At 46.3% G+C, this 19,317-nt stretch carries 14 protein-coding genes and 1 riboswitch; of the genes, 6 read left to right on the top strand and 8 right to left on the bottom strand.

Features of this window, described 5'->3' with window-relative positions; genetic code table 11:
• Positions 1–227 precede the first annotated feature (227 nt).
• Positions 228–761: a DUF3332 domain-containing protein gene (locus tag BCT81_RS10010; RefSeq protein WP_019823893.1), complete on the top strand. Its 534-nt coding sequence runs from the start codon at positions 228–230 to the stop codon at positions 759–761.
• Positions 762–837: 76 nt separating this feature from the next.
• Here BCT81_RS10010 and dapD read toward each other — a convergent pair whose 3' ends face one another.
• The 6 genes from dapD to BCT81_RS09980 form a co-directional block, all read right to left on the bottom strand.
• On the bottom strand, positions 838–1,869 hold the full coding sequence (dapD, locus tag BCT81_RS10005; RefSeq protein WP_102424034.1) for a 2,3,4,5-tetrahydropyridine-2,6-dicarboxylate N-succinyltransferase: 1,032 nt from the start codon (positions 1,867–1,869) through the stop codon (positions 838–840).
• Positions 1,870–2,124: 255 nt separating this feature from the next.
• Positions 2,125–2,766, bottom strand: a complete 642-nt coding sequence (locus BCT81_RS10000; protein WP_008223835.1) for a MarC family protein — start codon at positions 2,764–2,766, stop codon at positions 2,125–2,127.
• A 200-nt stretch (positions 2,767–2,966) separates the two neighbouring features.
• On the bottom strand, positions 2,967–3,956 hold the full coding sequence (locus BCT81_RS09995) for a GGGtGRT protein (protein ID WP_102424033.1): 990 nt from the start codon (positions 3,954–3,956) through the stop codon (positions 2,967–2,969).
• A gap of 24 nt (positions 3,957–3,980) precedes the next feature.
• Positions 3,981–4,673 carry an iron-sulfur cluster assembly scaffold protein gene (locus tag BCT81_RS09990; RefSeq protein WP_017071044.1) on the bottom strand — a complete coding sequence of 231 codons (693 nt, stop codon included), beginning with the start codon at positions 4,671–4,673 and terminating at the stop codon, positions 3,981–3,983.
• A gap of 193 nt (positions 4,674–4,866) precedes the next feature.
• Positions 4,867–4,950, bottom strand: a riboswitch (Fluoride riboswitch).
• A 154-nt stretch (positions 4,951–5,104) separates the two neighbouring features.
• On the bottom strand, positions 5,105–5,398 hold the full coding sequence (locus BCT81_RS09985) for a YebG family protein (protein WP_008223840.1): 294 nt from the start codon (positions 5,396–5,398) through the stop codon (positions 5,105–5,107).
• Positions 5,399–5,486: 88 nt separating this feature from the next.
• Positions 5,487–6,383, bottom strand: a complete 897-nt coding sequence (locus BCT81_RS09980) for a LysR family transcriptional regulator (RefSeq protein WP_019823882.1) — start codon at positions 6,381–6,383, stop codon at positions 5,487–5,489.
• 205 nt (positions 6,384–6,588) lie between these two features.
• Between BCT81_RS09980 and BCT81_RS09975 the strand changes: the two genes are divergently transcribed.
• The 5 genes from BCT81_RS09975 to recD all read left to right on the top strand — a co-directional run bounded on the left by BCT81_RS09975 (position 6,589) and on the right by recD (position 17,437).
• Positions 6,589–7,539 (top strand): TDT family transporter, encoded by a 951-nt coding sequence (locus tag BCT81_RS09975; protein WP_102424032.1) that lies wholly within the window; start codon positions 6,589–6,591, stop codon positions 7,537–7,539.
• 127 nt (positions 7,540–7,666) lie between these two features.
• Entirely contained in the window at positions 7,667–11,143 is a 3,477-nt protein-coding gene (gene recC, locus BCT81_RS09970) for an exodeoxyribonuclease V subunit gamma (RefSeq protein WP_102424031.1), read from the top strand.
• Positions 11,144–11,149: 6 nt separating this feature from the next.
• Positions 11,150–11,311: a hypothetical protein gene (locus BCT81_RS29300; RefSeq protein ID WP_170960919.1), complete on the top strand. Its 162-nt coding sequence runs from the start codon at positions 11,150–11,152 to the stop codon at positions 11,309–11,311.
• A 241-nt stretch (positions 11,312–11,552) separates the two neighbouring features.
• Positions 11,553–15,227, top strand: a complete 3,675-nt coding sequence (recB, locus tag BCT81_RS09965; protein ID WP_102424030.1) for an exodeoxyribonuclease V subunit beta — start codon at positions 11,553–11,555, stop codon at positions 15,225–15,227.
• Positions 15,227–17,437: an exodeoxyribonuclease V subunit alpha gene (gene recD, locus BCT81_RS09960; RefSeq protein WP_102424029.1), complete on the top strand. Its 2,211-nt coding sequence runs from the start codon at positions 15,227–15,229 to the stop codon at positions 17,435–17,437. The genes recB and recD overlap by 1 nt, the downstream gene beginning before the upstream one ends.
• A 52-nt stretch (positions 17,438–17,489) precedes the next feature.
• Here recD and BCT81_RS09955 read toward each other — a convergent pair whose 3' ends face one another.
• Positions 17,490–17,681, bottom strand: a complete 192-nt coding sequence (locus BCT81_RS09955; protein WP_008223046.1) for a hypothetical protein — start codon at positions 17,679–17,681, stop codon at positions 17,490–17,492.
• A gap of 293 nt (positions 17,682–17,974) precedes the next feature.
• The gene (gene argA / locus BCT81_RS09950) at positions 17,975–19,312 is read right to left on the bottom strand and encodes an amino-acid N-acetyltransferase (protein WP_102424035.1); all 1,338 of its coding nucleotides are present in this window, start codon (positions 19,310–19,312) and stop codon (positions 17,975–17,977) included.
• Positions 19,313–19,317: the final 5 nt, after the last annotated feature.

Below are 19,317 nucleotides of genomic sequence, written 5' to 3'. Positions count from 1 at the left end.
AGGCTAGGTTAATCAAAAATCAAAAGCGCAGATCGAAAGGTCTGCGCTTTTTTATTTCCTAAGATTTAGGAACCAGTGCGAAACAATTGAGGTTTGCAGTTTGCTGTTCTAAAAATCTCCACTACGCTAAATGTTATGGAATCAATTTGTTAGGCCATGAATTTCTGTATGTGTGCAGGTTTGGCTATGCAAAAACTGAATCAATCATCGTGGCATAAGAGGGAACAATGAAAACAACAATCACAAAAGCAGTTGCAGTGGCAGCGATTGTCATGTCGTTAGCTGGGTGTGTAGGTAGTAACGCCGTTACTGGTAAATTAATGAAGTTCAACGTTGAGGTTGTAGATAACCGTTACGCTCGTGCAGGGGTTAACTTCTTGCTTGCTCCGGTTTATGCACTAACAACCGCAGCCGATTACATCGTATTTAACTCGATCGAATTCTGGGCGGGTAAAAACCCACTGACTGGTGCGCCTCACATCTTCGATAGTAAAGTCGATACCATGATTGATGTGAACGACAGCCTTGATGATTCACTAAAAGAAGCACCACTTGGCTTCAATAATCGCCAGATTGAATGGGGTGAAATGCAGCAAATCGATGAAAACACGATTCGTATGGATATCACTTACAACGATGGTCAGAAAGCAGTATTGCTGGGTGTTCGCGATGGCGATAAGGTCAGCTACTACATGGATGGCACACTAGTATCTGAAACCTCTATCCAGGCTCTAGAGCAGTTAGCCGCTGAGAAAGTGTAACGTCTTTCATTATCTACAGATAAAAGAAAAGCCGCTGGATTTAACCCCAGCGGCTTCGTATTTTCTAGCATCTAGTTTAGTTGTTGCTGTGTAGCTCGCTGTTTAGTTCAACAGCAGACTTGTTCGCTAGGCACTCAATTTGACCTGTGATTGAGTTGCGACGGAACAGCAGATCAGAAACACCAGCTAGGTCGCGAGCTTTAATGATTTCTACTTCGTTGCCTTCTTTATCTAGCATGCGAACTTTCGTACCAGCCGTTACATATAGACCAGACTCAACAGTACAGCGGTCGCCCATTGGGAAGCCAAGACCTGCGTTTGCACCTAGTAGGCAGTTTTCGCCGATAGAGATAACCATAGTACCGCCACCAGACAGAGTACCCATGATAGAAGCGCCGCCACCGATGTCTGAACCGTTACCTACAACAACACCTGCAGAGATACGACCTTCAACCATGCTTACGCCTGTTGTACCCGCGTTGAAGTTGATGAAACCTTCGTGCATTACCGTTGTGCCTTCACCCACATGTGCGCCAAGACGAACACGAGAAGTATCAGCAATACGAATACCTGTTGGTACCACGTAATCCACCATTTTAGGGAATTTGTCTACGCAATCTACAGACAGAGAGCGACCAGCTAGGCGAGCTTCGATTTGACGATCCGCCAGTTCAGGAAGATCGATTGGACCTTCGTTAGTCCATGCGATGTTGTGCAGTAGACCGAAGATGCCGTCTAGTACGGTACCGTGTGGTTGAACTAGGCGGTTAGAGATAAGTTGTAGCTTAAGGAAGCCTTCAGCAACAGATGCTGGCTTCTCGTCAGTCGCAAGAACAACAAGAACAAGTGGCTGTTCAGATGCTGCTGCTTTTTCTGCGAAAGATGCGTTTGCTGCATCGTCGTTTGCTGCGAATGCTTTCGCTAGTTCTGCGCTTTGTGCAGCAGAGATTTCGATAGCTTGGTTGCCTTCAGTGTAACCTGCTACTTCACCAACAGCCGCTACTAGAGCGTCGCTTGGGTTTAGAAGTGGGCTAGGGAAGAACGCTTCAATGATTTTATTGTCGCGGTTTTTGGTTGCCGTACCGAAGGCTAGTGAAAAGAAAGCCATGTTGAATCTCCATGTGTTGAGTCTTGATTTTGCTATTTCTTAACAGCAGCTCGAATAACCAGTGCTGTCGTTAGCAAAGTTAATTTAATTGCGTTCATCATAAAGAGAGCGCCCTCGTTATGAAAGGGCGCATCGGGATAAAGTCTGTAAAATGATATTGCTTGTCTTTTGAGAGATATTTTTCTGCAATGAGAAAACGCTGAAGATCAATACAAATTGGCGGATATATGAGTCAATATTCCCCTGAGTGAGCATTTAAACAAACAGTGCCTTATGAGCTTGCTCGATACCTTCAATCAACATTTGCATACCGATAACTGCCAGTATCAAACCCATCATTCGAGTAATCACGTTCAGTGCGCTTGGCCCTACCGCTTTCACGAAGCGTTCGCCAAAAACAAACAACACGTAGGTTAAGGTGCACAGTAGGCCGAAAGCGATGATGGTGATAATGGTCTCATAGATGCCTTCGGTGCTGGCAAAGTTCATCGCGGTGGCTATTGTCCCCGGGCCAGCCAGTATCGGCATGGCCAGTGGCGAGACCGCGATACTTAGAGCCGCGTCTTGTTGGGCATCTGAGTTAACCTTCTCTTTCGCCTTCGAGTGTGTCGATTCACCTTGTAGCATGTGAAAGCCAATCAAGAAGACCAAAATTCCGCCAGTGATGCGCAGGGCATAAAGCGTGATACCAAAAAGGTCGAAGATCAGCTTGCCAGAAATGGCAAACGTACTGACGATGATAAATGCGATAAACACTGAGCGGAACGCGATCGACTTAACTGTCTCCCTGTCGTTGTCGCCTGTTAAACCAAGAAAGATCGGCGTATTAGCGATAGGGTTCATGATGGCGAAAAAGCCCATGAACACTGTGATGGTATGAATGATGAGCTCTTTCATATTATTCCTTTAAAAAGATGCAGTTAAATACACATGTTGAATAAGAATAGATACTAGAGCAAGTATGAATAAAAAACAGCCAGCATAGGGCTGGCTGTATGGTTTTAGTGATGGGAGTAGAGTTTTGACTGTGTGTTGGTGTCGATTTTTCAACTAACGCCTAGGCTTGAGGCGCTAAATGCTGACAATCATTTCTATCGTTATGCCCTTTGAGACTCGCTTACCGCGACAGCCAGTGCAACCGTAGCACCTACCATTGGGTTGTTGCCCATGCCGATGAAACCCATCATTGCAACGTGAGCAGGAACTGAAGAGCTACCTGCAAACTGGGCGTCTGCGTGCATTCTGCCCATGGTGTCTGTCATGCCGTAAGATGCAGGGCCTGCAGCAACGTTGTCTGGGTGTAAAGTTCGACCTGTACCACCGCCTGAAGCGACTGAGAAGTAAGGCAGACCTTGGCGAGTACGCTCTGCTTTGTAGATACCCGCAACAGGATGCTGGAAGCGCGTTGGGTTGGTTGAGTTACCCGTAATGCTCACATCTACCTCTTCTCTGTGCATGATTGCCACACCTTCACGAACATCATCGGCGCCGTAGCATAAGATCTCGCCACGAGGGCCATTTGAGAAACGGCGGCGTTCTGTTTCAACGAGTTCACCGGTTTGGTAGTCGTACTGAGTGCGCACGTAAGTGAAGCCATTGATGCGTGATATTAAGTAAGCCGCATCTTTACCTAAGCCATTTAGGATAACTTTCAATGGATTTTTACGTGATTTATTGACGTTCAGTGCGATTTTAATTGCGCCCTCAGCGGCAGCAAAAGACTCGTGACCCGCAAGAAAAGCAAAGCAGTGACTCTCTTCATTCAGAAGACGAGCAGCAAGCGCACCATGACCAATACCCACTTGACGTTGCTCAGCGACACTACCGGGTTTTGTGAATGCTTGGAGGCCTTCACCAATGATATTCGCTGCTTGTTCAGCGTTGCTTGCTTTACGGAATAGAGCCATGGCTGTACCTAAAGTATATGCATCGGCTGCGCTTTCAAAAGCAATTGGTTGAGTGTCCATCACCAATGTTTTTGGGTCTACATTGTGTGCTTTACAGTATTGCTCTGCTTGCGCCAAAGAGTCGAAGTTCATTTCTGCCAATGCGCGAGTTACTGATTCATTAAATTGAGTGTTCATAATATCTTTCCTCTAAATTGGCAAAAATTACTGTTGGCGTGGGTTAATCGTGGTCACGGCTTCATCGAAGCGACCATAAGTCCCTGTAGCAAGGTCGGCCGCTTCATTGGCTGGCACACCTTGATTAATCGCCTTCATCATTTTTCCGAGGTTAAGATACTCGTAACCAATCACTTCGCTGTGGTCATCAAGTGCAAGCTTGGTTACGTAACCTTCTGCGAGTTCTAGGTAACGGACGCCCTTTGCTGCGGTTGAGTAGCTGGTACCAACTTGGCTGCGCTGGGTTTGACCTAAGTCTTCCAATGCAGCGCCGATTTCTAAGCCACCTTCAGAGAAAGCTGATTGAGTTCGACCGTAAACAAACTGCAGGAAGATTTCGCGCATCGCGACGTTAATCGCGTCACATACCAAGTCAGTATTGAGTGCTTCTAGAATGGTTTTTCCTGTCAGAATTTCAGCGGCCATCGCAGCTGATTGCGTCATGCCTGAACAACCAATCGTTTCGATGAGTGCTTCTTCGATGATGCCGTTTTTTACGTTAAGAGTCAGTTTGGCTGCACCTTGTTGTGGTGCACAAGTACCAACACCGTGGCTCAAACCAGAGATAGCGATAACATCTTTTGGGCTAACCATTGCGCCTTCAACTGGAATTGGAGCCGAGTTGTGAAGATCACCCCTTTGAATAGGGCACATGGATTGAATTTCTGAAGAGTAATGCATAATGTTTTCTCACTAATAAAGTCGTAATGACCTAGGGCGTTGAGAAAACAGGACGTGTTGGAAGAGGTGCGGCTATTTCACTACAGATCTTGAGTATCGACAATCCAAAGGAGCTATGGGATTTGGTCTTAATAGACGCAGCCCATTTCAAAATGGAGGAGTAGCGATACATCCAACAGTATTACCTGTTTTCGATTCTGTAGGAGTCATTAGCACGGTTCAAAAGAACGGGCGGTTGAAGCAAAAGCTTAGGTGGAACCCCATCACCTGATGGCTATAGATTAGATCTTTATCACACTTTTGTGCAAGCGAATGTTTAGAGCGATTTCGACTATAAACAAGCATCATTATATTTCGATAAGTATAAAAAAACGCCAATAACTGACTCTGATTAGAGGTGTCATTGGCGTTTTTTAGAAAACTTCAGCTAATTAAGCTGCATCTTCTTCTGCGTCTTCAACAGCTTCAAGCTTCTTCGCTTTTTTCGGAGCTGGCTTACGCTTCGCACCTAATGCGTAAAGAACTTCTTCTTTGTTCTTCGCTAGGTACATTGCAAGTTCTTCTTGCTTGCCTTCATCTTCAACTAAATCGCTTTTGCCTAACAGTTCAAAAAGCTCATCAGCCATATCCAGCATTTTGTCGTATGCGTCAGCTTCGGCTTTAGAGGTAAAAGTCATTTTCTCTTCTCCGTTGCGTTCCACCACGTACTTGACGATAACAGCCATGGTTAATCCTCTAAGTTTGATAAATTTTACTGGCTTTTTATACAGTTTCTGATGTTAAAAGTCCAGCTGGAGCCCGAACTATGCAGCCTCAATCTTGATGTGTCGCCCAGTCTTCACAATAACTCATGAAAGATTTCAGCAACGGGCTTTGGTACTTGTCTTTGTGGACCAGCATCCAGAACCGGCGCTTCATATCAAGTGGCACATTAAGCGCTTTTACTCGGCCTGAATCGATCGCCCGTTGAGCTGCTAAACGAGACAAACAGGCAAAGCCCAGACCGGCAGAAACAGAGTTGATGATTGCTTCTGTGGTGTTTAGCTCAAATGATTCGTACCAGTGCTCGATTCGCGGTGCGACAGCGCGTAGGAAAAACTCACGGGTTCCAGAACCTGACTCACGCAATATCCAATGGCTGTCTTCTAAATCTCGCAACGCGATTTTGTCTTTTGCCACTAAAGGATGTTGATTACTAACGATAATACACATTTCATCGCTACTAAACTGGCTAGAGATCAACTCCGGATGGAGTGTTTTTCCTTCAATTAACGCGATATCCAGTTCATAATCCACCAACTTTTGACAGATCAGGGCACTGTTTGAGATGAACAAACTCTGGTCTTGGTGCTGAGTTTTTTCTCGAAAGCCAGACAAAATAAAAGGCGCAACCTGATTACCTATCGTGTCACTCGCACCAACCTTAAGATTGCCACTTAATGGCTGGTCGTCGCGGAACAGAACATCGATGCCGGCGGCCCGATGAAGAATCTCATCAGCTAAAGGAAGCAGCTTGTGCCCTTCTTGATTGAGAATTAATCGGTTGTTAACCCGGTCAAATAGAGAATGGCCTAGCTGCTTTTCCATTTCACCGAGTGCCATGCTAACCGCGGCTTTAGAGAGAAACAGAGCTTCCGATGCGGCGGTAAGTGTCGAATGCTGGGTAATGGTGACAAACACTTTGAGCTGTTTGATTGAGATATTAGCCATCAGGTTCCTACTTCTACGCTGCTGGTGGAATTGGTTGTTCAGTATTGATGAACGCTTGTTATATATAATTGGATATAACTTAACGAAGTGCAAGCGTATTATGGCTTCAACAAGCTGATGAGTTCACAAGTTTTGTGAATTAAGTTCAAGAGAGGCTCACATGATTCAACGTATTAAATATAGATTAACAGGAGCTCCAACACCCATGGCAGGATTAGCACTAGCAATCGCAAGTTTAGGCTGGTGCTGGGATGGCGTTTTAGTCGCACAAGGTATTTTACACACTCCTGGTTTAGTGCAGTGGACCAGTGCGGGTATCGCGGCGGTATTACTTCTTGTTTTAGCTGTGAAATTTTTGATTCATGGCCATTTATTGCGTGAAGATCTTGCTCACCCTGTAGTGGGTAGTGTAGTACCAACATTTGCGATGGGCTGCATGGTGGTATCAGCATCTTTAGCGCCGATTTCTCAATTCCTTCAAGAAGCGATGTGGCTAGCGGCGGTTGCTTTACATGTTGTGTTCTTAGTGAGCTTTTTGTACCACAGAGCAAAACAGTTTGAGATTCACCACATGGTGCCAAGCTGGTTTGTGCCACCAATCGGTATCATTGTGGCAGACGTTTCTTTCTCTGGTAATCCAGTTTTAGAGCCTGTAGCGAACGCGACTTTGGTATTCGGATTATTGGTTTACGCTGTGATGCTACCACTGATGGTTTACCGTTTGATCTTCTCTCACGAAGTGCCAGATGCCGCAAAACCAACGATTGCGATCATGGCAGCACCAGCAAGCCTATCTCTGGCGGGTTACTTAACCGTTACAGCAAGCCCTTCACCAGTGATTATTGGTTTGTTATTTGGTATTGCGGTGTTGATGACGTTCATTATCTACATGGCGTTTTTCAAACTACTGCGTCTGCCATTCAGCCCTGGCTATGCAGCGTTTACTTTCCCAATCGTGATTGGTGCAACAGCCTTGTTTAAATTGGCTGCGTGGATGCAAGCACAAGGCATTGAAGCGCACTATGTTAATCAAGTATTTGGCCTTGCATACCTTGAACTGATTGTGGCTACTTTGGTGGTGGGTTATGTCGCTGTTCGTTACTACATGAACTACAAACCTCATCGTGTTTTAAGTGCGGTAGCGGGAAGATTGTAAAGGGCAATAGTTCAAAAGATAAACGGACCTTAAGCTTTCGGTATTTCATAAGCTTATATTCCTAATCCAAACTCAGCACTTATGCTAATCTGGCAGTATATTGTGGCAAGATTAGCGTGAGTGCACTTTGTTTACTGTTTACCATTCCAATAAAGTTGATACTTTAAAAATTCTTCTCGTTCACTTAATCAAAAGTGACCCTTTAGCCAATCCTTTCGAAAAAGAGCAGATCTTGGTTCAGAGCCCGGGTATGTCTCAATGGCTTAAGATGGAACTCGCCAAAGAGTTTGGTGTAGCAGCAAATATCGACTTTCCTCTTCCAGCAACCTTCATTTGGGATATGTTTACCCAAGTGCTTCCTGATGTACCTAAACGCAGTGCTTTTAACAAAGAAGCGACGACGTGGAAGCTGATGAGTTTGCTGCCCGCGAAACTTGGCCACCCTGATTTCTTACCCCTACAGCGCTATCTTGAAAACGACGAAGACGGCTCTAAGTTGTATCAATTAGCCGAGAAAATTGCCGATATCTTCGATGGCTACTTGGTGTATCGACCTGAGTGGATGGCGATGTGGGAAGCGGGAGAACCCGTTGCAGAATTGATTGATAGTGAAGGACAACAAGAGCACCCTTGGCAGCCGATTTTGTGGAAGGCACTCTACGATCAAACGCTCTCTCAAGGCCAATCGAAATATCACCGTGGTAACTTGTATCACGACTTCATTGAAGCGTTAGCTAATCAACAAGGCCAGTTACAACACCTGCCGAAACGTCTGTTTGTGTTTGGTATTTCGTCACTGCCTCCTCGTTACATGGATGCCTTGAAAGCGCTTGGCGAGCAGATTGATGTGCACTTGATGTTCACCAATCCTTGCCAACATTACTGGGGCGATATTCGTGACCGTAAATACTTGGCGAGAGTGGAAGCGCAGCGTCGTAAGCAGTTTGCTTTGGTTGATGGTTTACCTCAGCTTGAGGGCGAAGTCTCACCATTAAAAGATGGCATTGAAGCCAATATTGAAGACGAACTGCATACCAGCCAAGCGGTCGGTAATAGCTTACTTGCGTCTATGGGTAAACTGGGCAGAGATAACCTGTTCTTGCTGTCTCAATCAGACAGCGAAGAGCATGAGTTCTTTATTGATGTCGAGAGAGACAGCCTGCTGCATCAACTGCAAGCCGATATTCTTGAGTTAGAAGAGCACCAAGACGATCACATCTTAGACTCCAGCAACCATAAACAAGTGGTTGAGCTGGGCGATCGTTCGTTGACGGTACATGCCTGTCACAGCCCAATGCGTGAGGTTGAAGTTCTTCATGATCAACTGTTAGCAATGTTTGACGCTGACCCGACATTAAAGCCACGCGACATCATCGTGATGGTAGCAGACATTAATGCTTACAGCCCTGCGATTCAGGCGGTATTTGGTAATGCTCCGGGTGAGCGTTATATCCCTTACTCGATCTCGGATCGAACGGCAGACCAAGAGAGCCCGATTCTGACCGCGTTCATGCAGTTGGTCGCGCTACCAAACACGCGCTGCTTAGCCTCTGAACTTCTAGAGCTACTAGAAATCCCAGCGATGATGGCACGCTTTTGCATTGATGAATTTCAATTCGAGCAAGCTAAGCAGTGGGTTGAAGAAGCGGGGATCCGCTGGGGTGTCGATTCTTCTACCGCAACCGAGTTTGATTTGCCTGCCACCGAGCAAAATACCTGGCTATTTGGTATCCAGCGCATGCTACTGGGCTATGCGATGTCGGATTCTACAGGTTTGTTTGAAACTGAACACTCTCCAATTGCAGCTTATAACGAAGTTCAGGGCATTAACGCCGAACTTGCAGGTAAGTTAGCGCACTTTATTGATCGTATTGCCCATTACCGTCAACGCCTTGCCAAGACGCAATCCATCGATATGTGGCGTGAAACCTTGCTGCAAATGATTGATGATTTCTTCGCCGTTGAGCTAGAAGGCGAGGTGGTGCTTAAGTTGATTCGTGATGCACTTTCTCAACTGAATGAACAGCTTGATGATGCCTTGTTCGAGCAAGAGCTATCGCCAAGCATTATCTATCAGTACTTAAACAATAAACTGTCGGGCGCGCGTATCAGCCAGCGTTTCTTAGCGGGGCAAGTGAACTTCTGTACTCTGATGCCGATGCGTTCTATCCCGTTCAAAACCGTTTGTCTATTAGGCATGAATGACGGTGTTTACCCTCGCTCAATGCCGCCAGAAGGTTTCGATTTGATGAACGGACGTACTCGTCCCGGTGACCGTTCTCGTCGTGATGATGACCGTTACCTATTCTTAGAGGCGATGTTGTCGGCCCAAGAATGTTTGTACATCAGTTACGTCGGCCGCTCGATTCAAGATAATACTGAGCGAGTACCGTCGGTGTTGGTTTCAGAGTTGATTGAGTACTGCCAGCAGAACTACTGCCTAAGTGCAGATCAAGCGCTACCAAGTGATGATTCTGGTATCAAGCTGACTCAAGCGATCAGCTTTGAGCACACCATGACGCCGTTCAGCCCGGCAGCCTTTACACAAGGTGATGCAAGTCATGTATTGAGCTACGCCAAAGAGTGGCTTCCTGCGGCCAACCGTTCTGGTGAACGTAGTGGTGAATTCAATCGTGCTTTGGACGACTATTTGCTTGGCGCGACTTACCCATTGGAGCTCGATCTGGTTGAGCTACAGCGTTTCTGGCGCTTGCCAGTGCAATACTTCTTTAATCGCCGCTTAAAAGTTGTGTTTGAGCCGCCGCTTCCGGTAATGGAAGACGACGAGCCATTCGTGCTTAATGGCTTAGAGAGCTTCCAGCTTAAAGATGCTCTGCTGCAAGTGCTGCTGGATAACCCTGAAGGGGCCGATGAATCGGTTCGCTTGTTTGTTTCTGAGCAAAAAGCACAAGGTCGATTACCGGTTGGCGCTTTTGGTGATATCGAGTTTGAAACCAACCGTGTTCAAGCAGAAGACTTAGCCAAAGAGATTCGATTTGTAAGTGGGCAGCCACAGCAAGATCTTGAGGTAAATATTGAATTTGACGTGCTAGGTAAAGGCAAACCGGTTCGTTTGATGGGCTGGCTTACTCAAAACTATCAATCGGGCTTAGTACGCTTCCGTAGCGGTAAAATTCGTTCGCAAGACTACTTGGCTGCGTGGATCGATCACTTGTGTTGCGCTGTGATGGGGCATGGCAAAACAACTCATATAATTGGTTATGACAGAAAAGAGGGCGTGGTTCACCAAACGCTACAACCTATCGGCGATGCACAGCAGGCGAAGGGTTTATTGGCTGAGTTGGTAAGACTGTTTTATCAAGGCATGACAGCACCACTGCCGTATTTCCCCAAAACCGCATTGGCAGGCGTTGAAGCGGGCTTTAGCCGTGGTAAATGGGTCGATGATGAAGAGAAGTCACTTAAGAAAATGGCCGATACTTTTAATGACAGCTTCGCTTTCACTGGCGAGGGTCGAGATACCTACATCTCGCGTATTTGGCCTAAATGGGACGATGAGCTGGCTGCTGAGTCGCGTATGTATTCAACGCTTGTGTTACAGGCGGCAAGGTTGGCGGCTGCCGATCTGGAAGATCAGGAGTAAGTGGCAGTGATCGACAAGATCAATGACGTGTGCGCTGAATTAATGAAAGACGAAAGAGAGTCGCTAGTCAGCATTTGGGATGCTTGCTTTCCTGGTGAAGGGAATCAAGGCGAAGAGAAGCAAGGTACAGGAAATAAAGTGGCCGCCAGTAAATCATTATTAGTGTAGGGCGTTCGCTGTACGGCCACAGGTCAGAGGGACCATTATTCTGTGGTTCAAAGTAACGCCATAAAGTACAAAACTCGTACGCGCTCCTGAACTCGTGGGCGCATAGTAGCGAGGCGATCCGAATTGATCCGTGAGAGAGATCGCACTAACTATTAACAAATCAGCGTAGGACGTAAATTGAATGACGTTTTCCACGCTAGGTCACATTTGTAACAACATATTTATCAGAAGGCAGTAAGGCATGACGACCACAAGCAGTGTTCAGGTAATTGCTCCACAGACACTCGACACCATGACGTTTCCACTTCATGGCGCGCGTTTAATTGAAGCATCGGCGGGTACAGGTAAAACATTTACCATCGCTGGCTTGTACTTACGCCTACTGCTCGGACACGGCACGGCAGCACCGCAAGGCGATCTCGCGGAAGCGACCCGACATCACGAACCGCTCACTGTAGATCAAATCCTAGTCGTGACCTTTACCGAAGCAGCAACCGCAGAGCTGCGTGACCGTATCCGTGCGCGAATCCATGATGCGCGCATTGCGTTTGCTCGTGGGCAAAGTGATGACCCAGTGATTGCTCCTTTGCTACAAGAAATCGAAGACCACGCAGGCGCTGCGAAAACACTGCTCAATGCCGAAAGGCAAATGGATGAAGCGGCGGTCTACACCATTCACGGCTTCTGTCAGCGTATGTTGACTCAAAATGCCTTCGAGTCTGGCAGTCGTTTTGATAATGAGTTTGTGACTGATGAAAGTCACCTAAAAGCGCAAGTGGTTGCTGACTACTGGCGTAAGCAGTTTTACCCGCTGCCGATTCAACTCGCTGGTGAGGTTCGTAATATCTGGAGTTCACCGGCTGCATTATTAGCAGACGTCAATCGTTATCTGACAGGATCTCCGCTGAAATTGACGGTAGATGCGATGTCGGGCGACCTGCAAACTCTGCACAACCAAAACCTAGATAAAGTGAAGCAACTTAAAGCGCTGTGGTGTGAGTCTGAAGCGGACTTTTTGGCTTTGATCTCTGCTTCGGATGTGAACAAACGTAGCTACACCAAGAAGTCTCTGCCGACATGGTTAGAAGCGGTGACAGCATGGGCGCAGAGCGACACTCATGATTATCAATATCCAGACAAGTTAGAAAAGTTCTCTCAAGCTACGTTAATCGAAAAAACACCGAAAGGTACCGCATCTCAGCATGCTGTTTTCGAAGCGATTGAAGATTTCTTAAATAACCCTGCTGACTTGAAAGCCCCGTTATTGGCGCACGCAATTACCCATTGTCGAACTATGCTAGCCAAGGCGAAACAGCAAAAACAGTGGTTGTCATTTGATGACTTGTTGACTCAGTTATCCGCGTCGATTGATGTCGATGAACAATCTTTGCTGGTGGAAAGAATTCGCACACTCTACCCGGTTGCGATGATCGATGAATTCCAAGATACCGATCCACTGCAATACAGTATTTTTAGCCGAATCTATCTCGATAATCCGCAGTGCGGCTTGTTTATGATCGGTGACCCGAAGCAGGCTATTTACGGCTTCCGTGGCGCAGATATCTTTACCTATATCAAAGCGAGAAACCAAGTTAGTGCTCACTACACCTTAGGCACTAACTGGCGTTCAAGTGCGGATATGGTTAGTGCAGTAAACCAAGTGTTTATGAACTCGGATAGCCCGTTTATTTACGACCAAGACATTCCATTTTTGCCCGTTGCTGCCAGTCCATCGGCTGACAAGCGCCAATGGGTGATGAATGGCCAGACTCAACATGCACTGACCTTTTGGCTGCAAGAGGCTGAAGACAAGCCATTGCCGAAAGGTGAATATCACAAGGCAATGGCAGAAGCGACAGCGAGTCAAATTCAAACTATTCTGACCGCTTCTCAAAATCAACAAGCCTATTTTGATAACGGCAAAAAACAGCATGCCGTGAATGCGGGTGATATTGCTGTCTTGGTTCGAACCGGCAGTGAAGGTCGTTTGATCAAGAACGCGCTGTCTGAACAAGGCATTGCGAGTGTGTATTTGTCGAACCGAGACAGTGTGTTTACCAGCTTAATCGCACAAGATATTCAACGCTTGTTGCAAGCTGTTCTGACTCCTGAAAACGACCGTGCATTGCGTGCAAGTCTAGCCTCCGAGTTATTTGCTCTGGATGCGGCTTCATTGGATGAACTCAATAACGATGAAGTGGTGTGGGAAAACGTCGTTAACGAATTTCGTGAGTATCGTAAGTTATGGCTACAGCGTGGCGTGCTACCAATGTTGCGCAGTGTGATCAGCAAACGACATCTCGCGGAACGCTTGCTGGAGGAAGAAAATGGTGAGCGCTCACTTACCGATTTAATGCACATTGGCGAATTGCTGCAACAAGCAAGGCAGGAGCTCGATAGTGATTATGGTTTGTTGCGTTGGTTAGCAGAAGCGATTTCCGATGCTCAAAATGGTTTAGGCGGCAGTGAGGATGACATTCAGCGTCTTGAGTCAGAGAGAAACTTGGTTCAAATCGTTACTATTCACAAATCGAAAGGTTTGGAATATGACCTTGTATTCCTCCCATTTGTCGCGAGTTACCGAGAAGCGAGCGAAGGCAAATTCTATGATCATGATTCAGATACCACAGTACTGGATATTACAGGTAGTGATAGTGCCTTAGCCCAAGCCGATAAAGAACGATTAGCGGAAGACTTGCGTTTGATTTATGTAGCGCTGACTCGTGCGGTTTATGGCTGTTTCATTGGTATGGCGCCACTGCGTAAAGGGCGTTCAACCAAAGAGCCTACCGGCGTGCATTTGAGTGCGATGGGCTATTTGCTTCAAAACGGTCAAGAGCAAGGCATTGCCGAATTGCATCAGGCTCTTGCAACCATTGAGGGCAAGAACTCCAGTGTGCTGTTAGCCGAAACACCAACCGCCCACGATCAAGTGTTTGTACAAACAGAGCAAGTGAGTGAAGACTTACATGCGAACGATCTAAAGGCTTCAATCGACAGGGCTTGGCGTATCACCAGTTACTCAGGGCTTGTAAAGCAAGGCAGTCACGGTGCGAGTCATGACGCGACCATTGAGGTGTCTGGCTTTGATATTGATTCGGCTGATGAGCAGGATGAGTCTGAGTTGATTGAACCTGAACGCTCTATTTTTACGTTCCCTCGTGGTGCTCGCCCGGGTACTTTCTTACACACCTTGTTTGAGGAGGTTGAATTTACCGAGCCAGCAACCAGCGAACACAACACGCAAGTAATCACTCACTTATTAGAATCAGAGCAATACGAATTAGAGTGGCTACCTGTGCTTCAACAACTGGTTGATACGGTGCTGAACACCGCATTGGATGGCAAGAACTTAAAACTAAGCGAGAAAGATTCGACACAACGCTTAGTTGAGATGGAGTTTTTACTACCAATCGAAGTACTGGCCGCATCTGAATTGAATCAAACCATTCAATATCACGATCCATTATCGGCAAAAGCGGGTGACCTAGGTTTCCAAACCGTGCAAGGCATGCTGAAAGGTTTCATCGATTTGGTGTTCGAGCATCAAGGTAAATACTATGTACTCGACTGGAAATCGAATCATTTAGGTGATGATGTTGCCGTCTACCATGGTGAAGCATTGAAATCGGCGATGGCCGACCATCGCTATGATTTGCAATATCAGATCTATGCATTGGCGTTGCACCGTTTCTTGCGTAGTCGTGTTGCCAATTACAGCTACGAACAACATTTTGGCGGCGTGTACTACTTGTTCTTACGAGGAATGGACGGCCAATCTCAGCAAGGTATTTTCTCGGCGAAACCAACACTGGCGTTACTTGATGAAATGGATCAATTGATTGACGGTAAAGTGATAGACAGACGTTCAGCACAATTGAATGACGATGAAACTGGACAGATGGGGCTTTTATAATGACAACAACGACCACTAATACCAGCATAGATACTGCGAACACAGCAAAGCCAATTTCACTTATTCCTGAGCAACTTATGGATGTACTCAAGTTTCTTGCGGATAAGGGTTCTATTCGTCAGTTGGATTATCAATTTGCTCGTTTTATTGCTCAGCAAGCTACGAGCTACCCTCAAGAGATCGGCTTTCTCGCTGGGGTAGTGAGCCATGAATTAGGCAAAGGGCATATTTGTACTCAGCTGATACAGCAGCACACGACTGGCCACGAACAAACGGCAGATCTAGCCCAGTTACTTGGGTTGTACGGTGAAACGGCTCTGCAATTGAATCAAAAGTTGTTAGGTATTGATTGGTTGGCGGTACTTCAATCGTCCAATTTAGTTGGAGCAACCAATGACTGTGTTAAGCCGCTGATGTTTGATGGGCAGCGTGTCTACTTACAGCGTTACTGGAACTACGAGGTTGTGCTGGCAGACACGTTAAACCGTTTAAGTAAGCCGGTAGAGTTCAATATTGAACAGAAAAAGGCGCTGACGGAAACCCTCAATCAGCTATTTACGCGCAGTTATCACTTTCTGTTTAATGCCTTAGCCAAGGCTGAAGCAAATCAACAAACGTCTCAGGTATTACGTCAACAGCTGGTGTGTGATCATCTTGATATTGTCGATGAGCAATCTCTGAATTGGGGGGCAATCGACCAAGCGATCGTCCAAGTGAAGCAGGTAACGGACTTAGATGTTCTAGATGGTTTAGTACCGCTATCAGCATGTTTGAACTGGCAAAAAGTGGCGGCAGCGGTGGCACTGAGTCGTCGTTTTGCGGTGATTTCCGGAGGGCCGGGTACCGGTAAAACAACCACGGTAACCAAGTTATTGTCGGCAATGGTCGAGCAATCACTAAGCCAAGGTAAAATCCCAACGATTAAGCTCGTGGCACCAACGGGTAAAGCGGCGGCACGTTTAACTGAATCAATCGGTAAAGCGATTGAGCAACTGCCATTAGCGCCTGAAGTAAAAGCCAACATACCAACGGAATCAAGCACCTTACACAGATTGCTCGGTGCGATTCCCAACCGTGCTGAGTTTAGACATAACCGACGTAATCCACTTCACCTTGATATCTTGGTGGTGGATGAAGCGTCGATGGTTGATCTGTCAATGATGTATAAGCTGGTGGATGCGCTCCCTGACCACGCAAGGCTGATTCTGCTTGGGGATAAAGACCAACTGGCTTCCGTGGAGGCTGGGTCAGTGTTAGGTGACATCTGTTCGTTTAACTCTGCTGGTTATAGCAGCGCGCAAGGCAACTTGATTGCGGAGATGACAGGCTTTGATGCGATAGCCAATTCACAGCAGACAAAAGCGGGAGTCGTTAATCCTCCGGCGATTGCAGACAGCCTATGTATGCTGCAGAAGAGTTACCGTTTCGATGCCCGCTCTGGTATTGGTCAGCTGGCAAAAGCAATCAATAACGGCTCTGCGAATCAAGTAGACCAAGTGTTTGCCAAAGGGTTTGGCGATATTGAGAACCATCCTCTATCGAGTGACAGCTATAACTTGATGCTGCGTACCTTGGTTAATGAGTATGGTGCATATCTCAATAGAATGAATGTACCGTTGGAAGAGTTAGAAACTCAAGAAGCGAGAGCCAAATCGGTACTCGATTTGTTCAGCCAATGTCGACTGTTGTGTTCTATTCGTGAAGGTGATTTTGGTGTTAAAGGCCTCAACCACAGAATTGAAAGAGCGCTTGCCGCAAGGCGTTTAGTGAATCCACACAATGATGAATTGTGGTATCACGGGCGACCTGTAATGGTAACGCGTAACGATCATGGCTTGGGTTTATACAATGGTGATATTGGTATCTGCATGCTTGAATCGGATTCAAGCCACTCTGACTCTGCACCTAGATTGAAGGTTTATTTTGAGTTGCCCGATGGCAGCGTAAAGGCGGTGCTACCAAGCCGAGTACCAGATCATGAAACGGCTTATGCAATGACGATTCACAAATCGCAGGGCAGTGAATTTGATCTGACCTTAATGATCCTGCCGCCAGATTTCAGCCCAATTTTGACGCGAGAGCTTATATACACAGGTATTACGCGTGCGAAGAAACGACTGATGATGTTCAGTGATACTAACGTATTAAAGCGTGGAATTAAGGTGAAAACAGAGCGAGTGAGTGGTTTAGGAAGCCGCTTAACTAGCTAAAGGTGATAGAGGTACATGTACAAAGCAACCATCCCTGGTTGCTTTGAGCGTGCTAGGAATCAGTGCCTAAAAACGCTCGAGTAAACGATATGTGGTTTATCTTGTATTTTGCTTGGCAATTCAAAATAAACTCTTTTAGATTCTCGCTCACAGGGAATACGCAGTGTACGTCTAGCCCTTCTAAGAATTGGTTATCAGCCATATCCCAAAAACTTTGCAGCGAGTTACAAACAATGGTTCTCATATCAATGTTGCTCTTTTTGCTGTTTATATCAACGACCAGACATCAATCGCCTGCTGATCATTAACGGGTATAGCAATCCGTGCAGTAACCACTTCGATTTGCTCAAATGATTTGTGTCATAGGGCAGTCGATGTGGTCATTCCAATAAAAACATTTGTTATTTTGTTAAAGCGGCCAAATTCTAAACAATTTTGTTTGTGAGTTAAAGTGCATACCTAATAAATCTCATATGGAAAACGATTACATTTGCAATTATTTTTCCTGCGAAGTGAGATTTTAGTCCAAAACTTTATTTACACATTTAACGCTAAGATTTTTGAGTTACGTTGATAGTTGTACAGCCCCTGTTTTTCCATCGGTAGTTCATCAACTCCGATCTCGTAAAACCCTTGTTCACGGAACCAATGCAGGCTATGTGTGGTTAAAACGAAAATTTGGTCGATATCACGAGACTTCGATTGATGACGCATGTAGTCCAGTAATATTTGCCCGCGGTTGCCATCACGATAATCAGGATGAATAGCCACACAAGCCATCTCCGCCATATGATCTTCCGGGTATGCGTAAAGCGCTGCGCAACCGATAATCAGCCCGTCTTTTTCAATAATGGTAAATCGGTGGATCTCTTGCTCTAGCTGTTCTCGAGAGCGGCGCACTAAGATGCCTTGTTCTTCAAGTGGACGAATGAGATCAAAGATGCCGCCAATGTCGTCAATCTGAGCTTGTCTTACTTGCTCGGCGCTCGCCATCACTACTTGGGTTCCAATACCATCGAAAGAGAACAGTTCTTGGATCAGGGCGCCATCCACTTTGTAGCTAATTAAGTGGCAACGAGGTACGCCTGCACGACAAGCGGAAATTGCCCCTTTTAGGAAGCGCATGGTTCCGGTGCTCATGTCTTCAATTGGATTCTGATCTTCGGTTAAGCGTGCAAGAATCTGTTTAGCATCTTTAGGAAAGAGCTCGGCGAGCACGTTGCCGTTTTGATCTGTTACCCCTTGCTCAGAGCAAAAGCCAATAAGCTTGTCGGCTTTTAAACGAATTGCTACTTGGGTTGCGACCTCTTCAGAGAGTAGGTTAAAGCTTTCGCCAGTAACGGAGCTGGCAATCGGACCAAGCAACACGATAGAACCTTGGTCGAGTGTGCGATTAATCCCTTCGATATCGATTCGACGAATACGCCCGCTATGGCAATAGTCGGTGCCATCATCAACTCCCAGCGGCTGTGCCGTAATGAAGTTGCCACTCATCACGTTGAGTTGAGTGCCCGCCATCGGCGTGTTGTTTAAGCTCATTGAAAGGCGTGCGGTGATGGCAAGTTGAAGCTGTCCAGCAGCCTGCATAGCCACACCCAGAGCGTATTCATCGGTGACTCTAATGTTCTTGTGATAGGGCGTGTGGCAATCTTGTTTCGCCAGTAACTGGTTGATCTGTGGTCTTGCACCGTGAATGAGAACAATCTTTACTCCAAGGCTGTGGAGCAGAGCGATATCACTAATTATGTTACCAAAGTTCTTATCGGCAACGGCTTCGCCTCCCAACATTATGACCATAGTTTTGCCACGGTGTGCGTTAACATAGGGGGTTGATTGTCTAAAGCCTTTTACTAGCGCTGTACTTCTTAATTTCACAGAAC

Origin of the sequence: Vibrio sp. 10N.261.52.A1 (genome assembly GCF_002876325.1) — a bacterium.
GTDB lineage: Bacteria > Pseudomonadota > Gammaproteobacteria > Enterobacterales > Vibrionaceae > Vibrio > Vibrio chagasii.
The sequence above is the reverse complement of the archived record's forward strand: the minus strand, read 5'-3'. Positions and strand labels throughout refer to the sequence as shown.